The sequence below is a fragment of the Mesorhizobium sp. L-8-3 genome (assembly GCF_016756615.1).
Classification (GTDB): Bacteria; Pseudomonadota; Alphaproteobacteria; order Rhizobiales; family Rhizobiaceae.
Genome location: NZ_AP023262.1, coordinates 6,215,770 through 6,229,145, shown reverse-complemented (window position 1 = coordinate 6,229,145; position 13,376 = coordinate 6,215,770). Strand labels below are relative to the sequence as shown.

The 13,376-nt window shown below is 64.4% G+C and carries 12 protein-coding genes; 6 read left to right on the top strand and 6 right to left on the bottom strand.

Going from position 1 to position 13,376, the window contains the following annotated elements:
* Positions 1-134 precede the first annotated feature (134 nt).
* The 4 genes from JN302_RS28940 to JN302_RS28925 all read left to right on the top strand — a co-directional run bounded on the left by JN302_RS28940 (position 135) and on the right by JN302_RS28925 (position 4,220).
* Positions 135-1,301, top strand: coding sequence for an acetyl-CoA acetyltransferase (locus JN302_RS28940; protein WP_202307659.1), 1,167 nt, complete (start codon positions 135-137; stop codon positions 1,299-1,301).
* The gene (locus JN302_RS28935; RefSeq protein WP_202307658.1) at positions 1,298-2,041 is read left to right on the top strand and encodes an SDR family NAD(P)-dependent oxidoreductase; all 744 of its coding nucleotides are present in this window, start codon (positions 1,298-1,300) and stop codon (positions 2,039-2,041) included. Before JN302_RS28940 ends, JN302_RS28935 begins: the two co-directional genes overlap by 4 nt.
* Positions 2,042-2,110: 69 nt before the next feature.
* On the top strand, positions 2,111-3,106 hold the full coding sequence (locus JN302_RS28930) for an aldo/keto reductase (RefSeq protein WP_202329998.1): 996 nt from the start codon (positions 2,111-2,113) through the stop codon (positions 3,104-3,106).
* A gap of 94 nt (positions 3,107-3,200) precedes the next feature.
* Positions 3,201-4,220, top strand: coding sequence for an asparaginase (locus JN302_RS28925; RefSeq protein ID WP_202329997.1), 1,020 nt, complete (start codon positions 3,201-3,203; stop codon positions 4,218-4,220).
* Here the strand turns inward: JN302_RS28925 and JN302_RS28920 are convergent.
* Positions 4,217-5,590, bottom strand: a complete 1,374-nt coding sequence (locus tag JN302_RS28920; protein ID WP_202329996.1) for a TIGR03808 family TAT-translocated repetitive protein — start codon at positions 5,588-5,590, stop codon at positions 4,217-4,219. The two genes, JN302_RS28925 and JN302_RS28920, sit on opposite strands and share 4 nt — an antisense overlap.
* 107 nt (positions 5,591-5,697) lie before the next feature.
* On the opposite strand from JN302_RS28920, the gene greA reads away from it, so the two are divergent.
* Positions 5,698-6,171: a transcription elongation factor GreA gene (gene greA, locus JN302_RS28915; protein ID WP_202307654.1), complete on the top strand. Its 474-nt coding sequence runs from the start codon at positions 5,698-5,700 to the stop codon at positions 6,169-6,171.
* Here greA and JN302_RS28910 read toward each other — a convergent pair whose 3' ends face one another.
* The 4 genes from JN302_RS28910 to JN302_RS28895 form a co-directional block, all read right to left on the bottom strand.
* Positions 6,172-6,558, bottom strand: a complete 387-nt coding sequence (locus JN302_RS28910; RefSeq protein ID WP_202307652.1) for a type II toxin-antitoxin system death-on-curing family toxin — start codon at positions 6,556-6,558, stop codon at positions 6,172-6,174. It lies immediately after the preceding gene.
* Complete coding sequence (locus JN302_RS28905; RefSeq protein WP_202307651.1) at positions 6,555-6,785, bottom strand: AbrB/MazE/SpoVT family DNA-binding domain-containing protein; 231 nt, start codon at positions 6,783-6,785, stop codon at positions 6,555-6,557. Before JN302_RS28905 ends, JN302_RS28910 begins: the two co-directional genes overlap by 4 nt.
* A gap of 65 nt (positions 6,786-6,850) precedes the next feature.
* A complete protein-coding gene (gene scpA / locus JN302_RS28900) occupies positions 6,851-8,977 on the bottom strand; it encodes a methylmalonyl-CoA mutase (protein ID WP_202329995.1) in 2,127 nt (708 codons plus the stop codon).
* Positions 8,974-10,416 (bottom strand): methylmalonyl-CoA mutase subunit beta, encoded by a 1,443-nt coding sequence (locus JN302_RS28895; protein ID WP_202334483.1) that lies wholly within the window; start codon positions 10,414-10,416, stop codon positions 8,974-8,976. The genes scpA and JN302_RS28895 overlap by 4 nt, the downstream gene beginning before the upstream one ends.
* 326 nt (positions 10,417-10,742) lie before the next feature.
* Between JN302_RS28895 and JN302_RS28890 the strand changes: the two genes are divergently transcribed.
* Positions 10,743-12,311, top strand: coding sequence for a helicase HerA-like C-terminal domain-containing protein (locus JN302_RS28890; RefSeq protein ID WP_202307648.1), 1,569 nt, complete (start codon positions 10,743-10,745; stop codon positions 12,309-12,311).
* A gap of 82 nt (positions 12,312-12,393) precedes the next feature.
* Here JN302_RS28890 and JN302_RS28885 read toward each other — a convergent pair whose 3' ends face one another.
* Positions 12,394-13,119, bottom strand: a complete 726-nt coding sequence (locus JN302_RS28885; protein ID WP_202329994.1) for a L,D-transpeptidase — start codon at positions 13,117-13,119, stop codon at positions 12,394-12,396.
* Positions 13,120-13,376: the final 257 nt, after the last annotated feature.

The window sequence follows — 13,376 nt, the reverse complement described above, 5'->3', positions numbered from 1 at the left end:
AAAAAACCGATATCGCCTTCGAACCGGTTCGGCTCTTTACGTCCTCTGGTATTTCGTTCACTCTTGAACAATATATTGACTATGCCGGGGCGTGTGACTCCGTGCTAGGCTCATATCAAGGATGGAGAATTCCGATGACGGCATGCATCGTTGGCTGGGCGCATTCGCGTTTCGGCAAGCTCGAAGGCGAGACTCTCGAGAACCTCATCGTGACGGTAGCCAATCAGGCGCTCGAACATGCCGGTATCGGCCCCGAGGACGTCGACGAGATCGTGCTCGGTCACTTCAACGCTGGCTTCTCAGCCCAGGACTTCACGGCAAGCCTGGTGCTCCAGGCTGACGACAGGCTGCGCTTCAAACCGGCAACGCGCGTCGAGAATGCCTGCGCCACCGGCTCCGCGGCCGTGCGGCAGGGCATCCGCGCGGTCGATGCCGGCGCGGCGCGGATCGTGCTCGTGGTCGGCGCCGAGCAGATGACGACCACGTCAGGACCCGAAGTCGGGCGCAACCTGCTGCGCGCTTCCTACCTTCCCGAGGACGGCGATACCCCGGCCGGTTTCGCCGGTGTCTTCGGTAAGATCGCCCAGGCCTATTTCCAGCGCTACGGCGACCAGTCCGATGCCCTGGCGACGATCGCCGCTAAGAACCACCGGAACGGCGTCGACAACCCCTATGCCCAGATGCGCAAGGATTTCGGCTTCGACTTCTGCCGCCAGGAAAGCGAGAAGAACCCCTTCGTCGCGGGGCCGTTGAAGCGGACCGACTGCTCGCTGGTATCGGACGGCGCGGCCGCGCTCGTCTTGACCGATGCGACCACGGCGCTGTCGATGCGCCGGGCCGTCGCGTTCCGCGCCAACGAGCATGTGCAGGACTTCCTGCCGATGTCGAAGCGCGACATCCTCTCGTTCGAGGGCTGCGAGCAGGCCTGGGCGCGGGCGCTGAAGAAGGCCGGCGTCACGCTTGACGACCTGTCCTTTGTCGAGACGCACGACTGTTTCACCATTGCCGAGCTCATCGAGTATGAGGCAATGGGTCTGGCCAAGCGGGGCGAGGGCGCCAAGGCGGCGCTCGAAGGCATCACCGCCAAGGACGGCAAACTTCCCGTCAATCCGTCGGGCGGGCTGAAGGCCAAGGGTCATCCGATCGGCGCGACCGGCGTTTCGATGCATGTGCTGAGCGCCATGCAACTCGCCGGCGAGGCCGGCGGCATCCAGATACCGGGCGCGAAGCTCGGCGGCATCTTCAACATGGGCGGTGCCGCGGTCGCCAATTACGTGTCGATCCTGGATCGGATCAGATGAAGCAATCGGCCGTCGTCACCGGAGGCGCTTCGGGCATCGGACTTGCCGTCGCCGAACGTCTCCTTGACGATGGCTGGCCCGTGGCGGTGCTTGACGCCGACCTGGAGGCCCTTGCCCGGGCGGAAGAGGCGTTATCGGGCGAGAATGCCATCTTTCTGGCGGCTGACGTCACCGACGAGGACGATGTCGCGGAGTCCTTCGACGAAGTCGTCGACAGGCTCGGTCTGATCGGCGGCCTCGTCAATTCCGCCGGCATTGCCTGCAATCTTTCGGCCGAAGAGACAAGTGCGGAGCGTTTCCGGGAAGTCCTCGACGTCAATCTGGTCGGTTCCTTCATCACTGCCAAGGCCGGGCTGGAGCGGATGGGCGCTTCGCTTTCGATCGTCAATCTCACGTCGGTATCAGGCCTGCGCGCCAATCGCGGCCGTGTCGCCTATGGAGCATCCAAGGCCGGCGTGAAGCTGATGACGGAAGTGCTGGCGCTGGAATTCGGCAATCGGGCCGTTCGGGTGAACTGCGTTGCCCCAGGCGCGATCCAGACGCCGATGATCACCCGGTTGCATACGCCCGAGGCGCGGCGGCAGTGGCTCGGCCGCGTGCCGCAGGCCCGCTACGGAGAGCCTGAGGAAGTGGCGGCGGCGATAGCTTTCCTGCTTTCGCCGGAGGCGAGCTACATCAACGGCCACACGCTTGCCGTCGACGGCGGATTCCTTGCTGCCGGCCTCATAGAGGAGGGCTAGAGAGGGATTGGATAAGGCTGCCTGTCTGCCGGTGGGTCTTTGGCGTTGGTAACAAAAGGGCATGAGCTGATGAAGACACGCAAGATTGGATCGGACCTCGCCGTTTCGGCAGTCGGGCTCGGCTGCATGGGCATGAGCCACGCCTATGGTGGTCAGGACGAGGCGGAATCCATCCGCACGCTGCACCGGGCCGTCGAGCTCGGGGTCACCTTCTTCGACACCGCCGAGGTCTACGGTCCGTTCGAGAACGAAATCCTCGTCGGCAAGGCATTGAAGCCCTATAGGGACAAGGTGGTGATCGCCACCAAATTCGGCTTCCGGATCGACGCCGGCAAGCAAGGCGTCAACGCCATGTCCGGCGTCGACAGCCGGCCGGATCATGTCCGCGAGGTGGCCGAGGCGTCGTTGAAACGGCTCGGGGTCGACGCGATCGACCTTTTCTACCAGCACCGCGTCGACCCGCAGGTGCCGATCGAGGATACCGTCGGCGCGATGGCGGATCTTGTGAAGGAAGGCAAGGTGCGCGCCCTCGGCCTTTCCGAGGCGGGAGCCGATATCATCCGCCGGGCCCATGCCGTCCATCCGATTTCCGCTCTCCAGAGCGAATATTCGCTATGGACCCGCGATCCGGAAGGCGAGATCCTCGACACCTGCCGTGAATTGGGTATCGGCTTTGTGCCGTTCAGCCCCCTTGGGCGAGGCTTCCTGACGGGCAAGATTCAGAAGCCGGAAGATTTCGGCCCCGACGATTTCCGCCGGACGCTTCCCCGCTTCAGTCCCGAGAACATGGCCGGAAACGCCTCCCTTGTGAGAATGCTGGAGGAGATGGCGACGGAAAAGGGTGTGACCGCCGCACAGCTCGCACTTGCCTGGGTCGTCAACCAGGGAGATTTCATCGTGCCCATCCCGGGGGCACGGAAGATCGCGCATCTCGAGCAGAACGTCGCTGCCGCGGACATTGCGCTTACGCCGGAAGAGCTCAAGACGCTCGGCGACATGCTGGCACCGGAAAAGTTCGCTGGCACGCGCTATGGTTCTGCCGGCGCCTGGGTGACCAAGCGGTGAATTGCGGAATTCTGGCTGGCTCCCTTCCGCTCGGAAGCCGGACCTGATACCAGCTCGCCGAATTACACGCCCTCATCACTGCGGAATGCAAGAAGTGTCCGATCCGGTTCTTGTCGAAGTTCTCCGTGGCGACACGGTCGAAAGCCTGCACCGCGGCGCGGTTGTCGTCGTCGACGCCGACGGCAAGACGGTGCTGGCCCTGGGCGAGATCGATCGCCCGGTGTTTCCCCGTTCCGCTGTCAAGACGATCCAGGCGCTGCCTTTCGTCGAAAGCGGGGCCGCCGATGCCTGTGGTTTCGGCGACCGGGAACTTGCGCTGGCCTGCTCGTCCCATTCCGGCGAGGCCGCCCATGTCACCCTGGCCGAAGCCATGCTGGCCAAGGCAGGGCTCGCCGAGCGTGCGCTCGAATGCGGCGCGCACTGGCCGTCCTCGCAGGATGCCATGGTCGAGCTTGCCCGCGCGGGCAAAGTGCCGACGCAGTTGCACAACAACTGCTCGGGAAAGCACTCGGCTTTCCTGTGCACCTGCCGTCATTGTGGAATCGATCACGCCGGCTATGTCGAGGCCGGCCATCCTTTCCAGGACATGGTCCGCGTCACCATGGAGGAAGTGACCGGGGCCGTTCACGGGCCGCAAAACCGAGGCATCGACGGCTGTTCCATCCCGACCTATGCCGTTCCGCTCAGGAGCCTCGCACTTGGCTTCGCCCGCATGGCGACCGGCAATGGCTTGGGGCGGGAGAGGGCGGTTGCGGCGAAACGGCTGATGTCGGCCTGCATGGCCGAGCCTTTCTACGTGGCCGGGACGAACCGTGCCTGTACCCGGCTGATGGAAGCCGCACCGGGGCGGATTTTTGTCAAGACCGGAGCGGAAGGCGTGTTCTGCGGAGCGCTGGAGGAACTCGGGCTGGGCATCGCCATCAAGTGCGACGACGGGGCGAGCCGCGCGGCGGAGGTCGTGGTGTCGCAAGTGCTCGCTTCGCTGTTGCACAAGGACGGGGACGTGTCGACCAGGCTCGCCGGCCTCGCCCGACCCGAATTGCGCAACTGGCGTGGCACGCATGTGGGCCGGCTCCGGCCCGCATCCGTGCTTGCCACGCCGATTGCGGCCTAACTCACGCGGTTCCTTTCCACGGTGAGGTGGCGATAGGCGTCGCTGCCTTCCGCGGCCAGATCGCCGGTGACCTGCCGTGTCCATTCGAAGCCGACGATCGCGCCTCTCTCTGCCCCGTCGATCATATTGTCGGTGATGATGGCCGGGCCGACGCCGGCGACGACCGTGACGCCGATGCCCGTGCGAGCCTTGCGGATGACGTTGCCGGTCGCGACGACATTGCGCATGAACTCGCCCCAGCCGATGTTGATGCCGAAAAGCGGGGCGTTCTCGATGACGTTGCCGCTGGCGGCGCAATCTGCCTCGACCGCGATGCCGACGCCGAAACCGGGCGGATCGGCGGTATAGGGGCCTTGGGTCGACAGGTTGCGCACGATGTTGCCGCTGCACACGCCCATGCGTCCGCCTTCGTTGAAGTTGACCATGGAGATGCCGTTGGCCGCGCCGTCTACGATGTTGGCGTTGATCACGGCTCCTTCATAGGCAAATTCCGCGTAGATCGCCGTCTCGCCGGAGCGCATCGCCTGGTTGCCGACGATCTGGAGATTGCTCGAGCTGTTGGCGCGGATCGCCGAGAAGGAGCAATCCGAAACGCTGTTATTGGCGATCACGACATTGTCGGCGCGATAGGTGTTGATGCCGTTTCCAAACTGGCCCGTGCCGCCGTTGCGGGCGAGTATGCGTTCCACGCGGTTTCCCATGACGAGCGTGCCGTCCTCGCCGATCTCCCAGCGATGCACGAGGATGCCGCCATTGCCGCAATCCGATACGGTGTTCGCCGAAATCCGCAGCCGCCCCGCCTCTACCGAATAGATGCCGGCTTCGGCGGCGCCGGAGATCGTGCAGCGCTCGACGCGGCCGCTCACATGCTGAAGCGCCAGGCCATTCTTGCCTGAGCCGACGATCCGACAATTGTCCATGGCGATTTCGTCGACGCGGCGGAAGTCGAGCAGGCCCTGCGCATGGTCGCCGATCCACCGGTTGGCCCCGTCGAAGACGAGGCCGGTAAGCTCGATCTTCTCCGCCTCGTCGGCAAGGAGCAGATGTCCGTCGCCGCCATAGACGATGCGGGTCGCGCCGGGCACCCCCGAGAGCCGGACCCGCCGGGGCAGCGTTATGTTCGAGACGAGATAAATACCAGGAGGCATGAACACGGCGACGTCGCTGTCCGAGGCCGTGCGGAGCAAGTTGGCGAAAGCCCGGCTCTGATCGTCGTGGCTGCCGGGGTGCAGGCCGAAGGTGGTCGCGTCGATCGCGCCGGGCATCGAATTCGCCTCTGTCGTGGCAGCTGCGTCGGCCGAGGCGGGAAGAACCAGCCCGCCGGCGGCGAGGCCGGCTGTGCCGGAAAGGAGGTCGCGTCTGTTCAACATCGGGACAGTTTCCTTGTTGCGACCGTAACCAAGCAGGGACCGTGCCATCCGAAGGAATGCTTCCGTCGATCCTTGTTAAGCCGCTCGGACACGCTTAGATTTCTGGAATGAGCAGAGCTTTCACCCGTCAGGACGACAACGAGACCGGGCTTTCGGATATTGGGGAAAGGCCGGTCAGCCAGCACCGCAATCTGGTGACGCCGAACGGCCTCGCCGCGATGGACAAGGAACTCGCCGAACTGCGCGAGGAATTCGCCAAGGCCGAAGCGAGCGGCGACCGCGAACGCATCGCGCTCGTGTCGAGAGACTTGCGTTATTGGAACGCGCGGCGAGAGAGCGCGGAAGTCTCCGTGCCCGACACCGACAGCAAGGTCGTGCGCTTCGGCATGCGGGTGACCGTCGAGGACGACGACGGCAAGAGGAAGAGCTGGACAATCGTCGGCGAGGACGAGGCCGACGCCGCGCACGGCACGATCTCGCATGTCTCGCCCATGGCGATTGCCATGTTCGGCAAGGCTGTCGGCGACGTCGCGACCGTCAACGGCAAGGACTGGGAGATCGTCGCGCTCGAAGTGGCGTGACTATGCTTCGATGGGCTCGATATGATCGCGGAAGAAGGCGGCTGCGCCGGCTTCGTCGATCTCTCCAGCTGCGACCATTAGCACGAGCTGTATGATATCCTGCTGTTCGGCCTCCACGCTGAAGCCGTTGAAGTAGAGGAAGAGGTCGGCTGCCGCGAAGCCGGTCCTTTTGTTGCCGTCGACGAACGGGTGGTTCTTTACGATCCCAAACAGATAGGCCGCTGCGAGTTCGCAAATGTCGGGCTCGCCATAGGCTTCTTTCTGCTGTGGGCGGAACAGCGCCGATTCCAGCATGCCTTCGTCGCGGATTCCTTGCGCTCCGCCGTGCAGGCGTAACTGTTCGGCATGCATTGCCTCGACGAATTCCCTGCTGTGGAACTCGGTCACTTGGCGAGCACGCGATAGGCGACCTCGTATTTCTTCATACGTTCGCGCGCGATTTTCATTTTGCGCTCGAACTCCTCGGGATCGTCTGCCGAGCGGCGCAGCCTCAACTCGTCGCCATCCTCGATCAGAACGAGGGTGTCACCGGTGCTGAGATTATGCCTCTCGAGCAACTCCTTCGGCAGGATCACGCCCTCGGAATTGCCGATCTTCCGGATGGTCACGTTCATGGCTGTCTCCATGATGTTATAACGCAAGATATAACATCGCTCAGCCAAGAGGGCAATGACTGTTATTACGCCCGTTGCAACAGCCCGCTCATCAAGCGTTCGGCGGCTTCGGGGATGACGGTGCCGGGAGGGAAAATGTCGGCCGCTCCCGCCTTCAGCACCGCGTCGAAATCCTGCGGCGGGATGACGCCGCCTGCCACGATGACGATGTCGTCCCGGCCGAGCCTGCCGAGAGCTTCCCTGAGCTCGGGAATGAGCGTGAGATGGCCAGCCGCCAGGGAGGAGGCGCCCACGATATGGACATCGTGATCGGCAGCGATCTTGGCGATCTCCTCCGGTGTCTGGAACATGGCGCCAACGATCACGTCGAAGCCGAGATCTGCGAAGGCGGTCGCAATGACCTTCTGGCCGCGATCATGTCCGTCCTGGCCCATCTTGGCGACCAGGATGCGCGGCTTCGATCCGGTCTTCCTCTCGAACAGCTCGACCTGCTCCTGGACCCGGTCTACCGCCGCGTTCTGGCCGATCTCCTTTCGATAGACGCCCGAGATGGTGCGGATCTCGGCCACGTGCCGGCCGAATACTTTCTCCAGGGCGAGCGAGATTTCGCCGACGGTGGCCTTGGCGCGCGCCGCATGAATCGCGAATTCGAGCAGGTTGCCGCCCCCCTCGGCCGCCCTGGTGAGGGCCGCGAGCGCGGCCTCGGCCTCTGCGACGTCGCGGGTGCCCTTGAGTTCCTGCAGCTTCGAAAGCTGGCGCGCGCGCACCTCGGCATTGTCCACCTTCAGCACGTCGACTTCGATGTCCCGTTCCGGCCGGAACGCATTCACGCCGACCATCACCTGCTCGCCGGAATCGATACGCGCCTGCGTGCGGGCGGCCGCCTCCTCGATCCGCATCTTCGGAATGCCTTTCTCGATCGCAGCGGCCATGCCGCCGAGGCTTTCGACCTCCTCGATATGCGTCAGCGCCCGGGCGACGAGATCATGGGTCAGCCGCTCGACGAACGCCGAGCCGCCCCAGGGATCGATGATGCGTGTCGTGCCGGATTCCTTCTGCAGCACCAGCTGGGTGTTGCGCGCGATCCGCGCCGAATGGTCGGTCGGCAGCGCCAATGCCTCGTCGAAGGAGTTGGTATGCAGCGACTGCGTATGGCCCTGGGTTGCGGCCATCGCCTCGATCATCGTCCTGACGATGTTGTTATAGGGGTCCTGAGCGGTCAGCGACCAGCCTGAGGTCTGGCAATGGGCGCGCAGCGACAGCGACCGCGGGTCCTTCGGCGCGAAGTTCTTCTTCATCAAGGCCGCCCACAGCAGCCGTCCCGCGCGCAGCTTCGCGACCTCCATGAAGAAATTCATGCCGGCGTTCCAGAAGAAGGAGAGGCGCGGCGCGAACTTATCGATGTCGAGGCCCGCAGCGACGCCGGCGCGGGCATATTCGATACCGTCGGCGATCGTATAGGCGAGCTCCAGGTCGACCGTCGCCCCGGCTTCCTGGATGTGATAGCCCGAGATCGAGATCGAGTTGAACTTCGGCATATGCCGCGACGTGTAGGCGAAGATGTCCGAAATGATCCGCATCGAGGGCTTCGGCGGATAGATATAGGTGTTTCGGACCATGAACTCCTTGAGGATGTCGTTCTGGATGGTGCCGGCAAGGTCCTTCTGCGCGACGCCTTGCTCCTCGCCCGCCACGATGTAGAGCGCCATGATCGGCAGCACGGCGCCGTTCATGGTCATCGACACGGTCATCTCGCCGAGCGGGATGCCGTCGAAGAGCTGGCGCATGTCGAGAATGGAATCGATCGCCACGCCGGCCATGCCGACATCGCCGGCGACACGCGGGTGGTCGCTGTCATAGCCGCGATGCGTCGCCAGATCGAAGGCGACCGACAGGCCCTTCTGGCCGGCGGCGAGGTTGCGCCGGTAGAAGGCGTTCGATTCCTCTGCCGTCGAGAAGCCCGCATATTGGCGGATGGTCCAGGGCTGCTGGACATACATGGTCGGATAGGGGCCGCGGATGAATGGCGCCATGCCGGGATAGGTGTCGAGGAACGGCAGCCCGGCGACATCGCGCTCGCCATAGCTGCGCTTGAAAGGGATGCCCTCAGGCGTTTCCCAGCGTTCCAGGCCCGTTTCAGCGGTGCCGCTGCGGGGCTGCGACCAGCCGAGCCTGGAGAAATCCGGAATCATGTCCGGCCCTCGACCAGTTCGTCGATGCGAAGCGCGCCCAGCGCCTCGCAGAATACCGTACCTTCCTGCGGCGCAGGGCGACGCTCGGCATCGAGCGTCGAGACAGGGCGTTCCGACTTCAGCGGATAAAGCGTCGTGCCGACGATCGACCGCTTCTTGTCGCGATAGGCCTTGGCGCGCTTGTCGCGGGCCTCGCCGACACGGACCTGAAGGCGGTTGTCGGCAAGGCTCTTCAGAGGCCCGCCCTCCGCTTCGATCGCCTGGAACTCCTTCCAGGCCTGTTCGCAGAGCCCGTCGGTCAAGGCCTCGATGCCGCCGGAGCCGGCGGCCGGATCGGCGACGAAGTCGACATGGCTTTCTCCGGCCATGACGAGTTGGGTGTTGCGCGCGACGCGGCGCGCGAACGCGTCAGGCAGGCCGTGCGTGATGGTGTGCGGCAGGATGGAGATCGAATCGGCGCCTCCGGTGGCCGCGGCGAAACAGGCGACGGTGGCGCGCAGGATGTTGGTCTCCGGGTCCTTCGCGGTCATCATGCGCCAGGATGTCTCGGCATGGATCTGGCAGGGAACCGGAGCGATCGAGCAGGCCTCCTGCGCCCGCGCCCACAGCTTGCGCAAGGCGCGGACCTTGGCCATGGACAGGAATTGGTCCTGGTCGACGCTGAGCGCGAAACCGATATGCGGCGCGGCATAGACCAGTGGCTGTCGCGCGGCCTCGAACATGCGCAGATGCGACACGGCCGCCGCCAGCATGATGCCCAGTTCCTGCGCCTCCGTGGCTCCGCCATTGTGGAAGACGCGGCCATCGGCCTCGAGCAGCACGCCGGGCACGCCAAGGCCGAAGAAATGCGCCAGCGACTGCGGCATCGAGGCCAGCAGTGCTTCCACCGACATGCGCAGCCTGCCGGTACCCGCAAAAATCGCTGCCGGGTCGATGCCGAAGGACAGGCTGAGATTCGCCGGGTCGACGCGGCGCGCCGTCAGCAGAGCAACGAGCCAGTCGATGCTCGCGCGGCTCATCGGATGGACGTCGATCCTGAGATGGGTGCGTGCGATGTCGATGCCGTCGAGCGCCTTGGCAAGTGCGTCGGGATTGGCCGGGAGTCCGTAGCCGAACGCATTCGGAGCCCCCTCGAAGACAATAGACAGGCCGGTTGCGCCTTGCGCGACGTCTTCCTGCGCCTGACGGTTGGCACGGGTCGGGTCCGGATCGTCGATACGCTGGGTGACGGTCCAGCGGGTGGCGGGGTTGGCGCGGGGGAGCAGCATGGCGTCCTTGGCCCTTTCGTAGAGCGGCATGACCGCGATGGCGTCATCCGTTCGGGAGACGAGCACTTCATCGAATGTGGCGCCGGCCAGCGCCTTGTCCGCGAGCGCCCTCCATTGCGCCGCATCCGACGTTTCGAACCGGACGTCCTCGAGCAGCTTTCCGCCGATCATCATTCCTCCCTATCGCCAGCCTCGTCGAGCAGGATCAGCAGACTTTAATACCCGCTCCCCGCCGCAACGCAACAAAGCTGAACACTTCTTCGGGGCGCGGTCGCCACCCCGTTTGTCATAGGCATATGTCACGCATGTCACCGGCAACGCTCCCCATCACAGCCCTATTCGGAATGACCAAGCTATCCCGGAACGGCGAGCCTGTAACGGCGCATTTTCGTGCAACGCCATTGTGACGCCATCGGCGCCTCATTATACCTTGCCCGAATACTTGCCCCAGGGCCGGCTGGCCCCTTGATCCATTGTCCTGTGCGGAGGTCGAAACCATGGCGGACGAAAGCAGTATTTTCCTCGGTGCCAGCCGCAAGCCGGACGACAGCTACCAGCGGCCCGAAGAACTGCTGCTGAAATACGGCAACCGCCACGGATTGGTGACCGGGGCCACGGGCACCGGCAAGACGGTGACGCTTCAGATCCTCGCGGAAGGCTTCTCCAATGCCGGCGTTCCGGTCTTCGCGGCCGACATCAAGGGCGACCTTTCCGGCATCGCGGCGATGGGCACGGCGCAGGACTTCCTGAGCAAGCGCGCCGAGGCGGTGAAGCTCGACCCGTATGAATTCCAGGAATTCCCGGTCATCTTCTGGGATCTCTTCGGCCAGCAGGGCCATCCGATTCGCGCCACCATATCGGAGATGGGGCCGCTGCTCCTGTCGCGGCTGATGAACCTCACCGAAGCCCAGGAAGGCATCGTCAACATCGCCTTCCGGATCGCCGACGAGGAGGGTATGGCCCTTCTCGATCTCAAGGACCTCCAGGCGCTGCTGGCCAACATAGCCGAACGCGCCGACGAGATCGGAGCGCGCTACGGCAACGTCACCAAGCCGTCGGTCGGGGCGATCCAGCGCTCGCTGCTGATTCTGGAGCAGCAGGGGGCGGCGAACTTCTTCGCCGAGCCGGCGCTGAAAATCTCGGATCTTATGCGCACCACGCGTGACGGACGTGGCGCGATCAACGTGCTGGCCGCCGACAAGCTGATGATGAATCCGCGGCTCTACGCCACGTTCCTGTTATGGCTGCTTTCCGAGCTGTTCGAGGAACTGCCCGAGGTTGGTGATCCCGACAAGCCGAAGCTGGTCTTTTTCTTCGACGAGGCGCATCTGTTGTTCGACGACGCGCCGAAGATCCTCGTCGACCGCGTCGAGCAGGTCGTGCGGCTGATCCGTTCCAAGGGCGTGGGCGTCTATTTCGTCACGCAGAACCCGCTCGACGTGCCCGAGACGGTACTGGCCCAACTCGGCAATCGTATCCAGCATGCCTTGCGTGCCTATACGCCACGCGAGCAGAAGGCGGTGAAGACCGCGGCCGACACCTTCCGCCCGAACCCCGACTTCAACTGCGCCGACGCCATCACCCGGCTCGGCACCGGCGAGGCACTGGTGTCCACGCTCGAGGCGAAGGGCATTCCGTCGATGGTCCAGCGAACACTGATCCGCCCGCCCGCGTCGCGCCTTGGACCGGTTACGCCGCAGGAGCGCCAGGGCATCATGGCTGCAAGTCCGGTGGCCGGCCAGTATGACCAGACGGTCGATCGCGAATCGGCCTTCGAGATCCTGCAGAAGCGGGCTGCCGACCGGGCCAAGGCCGAGGAAGAGGCGCAGCAGCGCGACGCAGGCCAGCAGGGCGGCGGGCGATCGCGTTGGACGCTGCCCGACGGTTTCGGAGATGCCGAGCCCGCGCCTTCCGGCCGCTCGCGTACGACCTATCGCGCGCCGCGCCCGTCCAACCGTCAATCGGTGACCGAGGCCGCGATCAAGTCAGTCGTGCGCTCGGTGGGGTCGCAGGTTGGCCGCGCCCTTGTGCGTGGCATCCTGGGAAGCCTGAAGAAGGGGTTCTGAACCGACCTTCCGGCCGGTTCCGGGCGATCTGTTCCGGGAACTCCCGGAACAGGCGTGCCATTTTGGGATGTCTTATATCGGGTCAGCTGACGCCGATACCGTTGGTGACCACGATCGGGGTCTTGTTGGGTACCCGATCGTAGAGATCCATCACGTCCTGATTGAGCATGCGCACGCAGCCCGATGAGACCGACTTGCCGATGGTCCACCATTCCGGCGAGCCATGGACACGATAGAGCGTGTCCTCGTTGTTGTGGAAAATGTAGAGGGCCCGCGCGCCGAGCGGGTTCGTCAGGCCCGGCTCCATTCCGCCGTTCCTGACGCTGTACTTTTCGAGCTCCGGCTGGCGGGCGATCATGTCGTCCGGCGGGGTCCACTTCGGCCACTTGCGCTTCCACTGGATGACCGCGCGGCCGGACCAGGCGAATCCGGCGCGCCCCAGACCGACGCCATAGCGGATCGCCTCGCCGCCCTCGCGCACGAGGTAGAGGAAGTGGGTCGAGGTGTCGACGACGACCGTCCCGGGCCGCTCGCCCGTCGGATCGGCGACGATCTGGCGCAGGAACGTCCGGTTCATCTTCTCCAGCGGAATGCCTGGAAGCTGGTAGCCCTCGTCGACGACGGGCGCATACATCATCTCGTAGCTGCCGAAGGCGGGATCGACGCTGACCGGCGGCTTTACCTTGGGTGGTACGGAAATGTCGTGGCGAAATGTCGTGCAGGCCGAGAGCGCCACGGATGCGGCGCCGGCGGCGGAGAGGGAGAGGAGGCGGCGGCGGGTGAGGGAGGCAGGCGAAGTCGCGGACATGATGACCTTGTTCTTGCAGTTCAAAGAATGCGTGGCCGTCCCGGTCGGGACGAGGCGTCTTTTCCTCCCGTTGAAGTCGAGGGCGATAGGCGGTTCGAATTCCGACTTCAGGGTGAAGAAAGCAAGGCGAAGTTGTGAAGGTTCCGGCCTTGTTGCATTTCTGCCACTGGCGTTCCGACGTCGAGAATCGAGGCGGCTTCCCTGACGGCGCACGATGCGTCGACTGAGGGACTGGAAGTGCCCCGCTTCAAGGGTGG

Bases quoted from the DNA above. Each gene is read 5' to 3' on its own strand.
- JN302_RS28940 (WP_202307659.1), top strand. From the start codon at position 135: ATGACGGCATGCATCGTTGGCTGGGCGCATTCGCGTTTCGGCAAGCTC.
- JN302_RS28935 (WP_202307658.1), top strand. From the start codon at position 1,298: ATGAAGCAATCGGCCGTCGTCACCGGAGGCGCTTCGGGCATCGGACTT.
- JN302_RS28930 (WP_202329998.1), top strand. From the start codon at position 2,111: ATGAAGACACGCAAGATTGGATCGGACCTCGCCGTTTCGGCAGTCGGG.
- JN302_RS28920 (WP_202329996.1), bottom strand. From the start codon at position 5,590: ATGTTGAACAGACGCGACCTCCTTTCCGGCACAGCCGGCCTCGCCGCC.
- greA (WP_202307654.1), top strand. From the start codon at position 5,698: ATGAGCAGAGCTTTCACCCGTCAGGACGACAACGAGACCGGGCTTTCG.
- JN302_RS28905 (WP_202307651.1), bottom strand. From the start codon at position 6,785: ATGAACGTGACCATCCGGAAGATCGGCAATTCCGAGGGCGTGATCCTG.
- scpA (WP_202329995.1), bottom strand. From the start codon at position 8,977: ATGATTCCGGATTTCTCCAGGCTCGGCTGGTCGCAGCCCCGCAGCGGC.
- JN302_RS28895 (WP_202334483.1), bottom strand. From the start codon at position 10,416: ATGATCGGCGGAAAGCTGCTCGAGGACGTCCGGTTCGAAACGTCGGAT.
- JN302_RS28890 (WP_202307648.1), top strand. From the start codon at position 10,743: ATGGCGGACGAAAGCAGTATTTTCCTCGGTGCCAGCCGCAAGCCGGAC.
- JN302_RS28885 (WP_202329994.1), bottom strand. From the start codon at position 13,119: ATGTCCGCGACTTCGCCTGCCTCCCTCACCCGCCGCCGCCTCCTCTCC.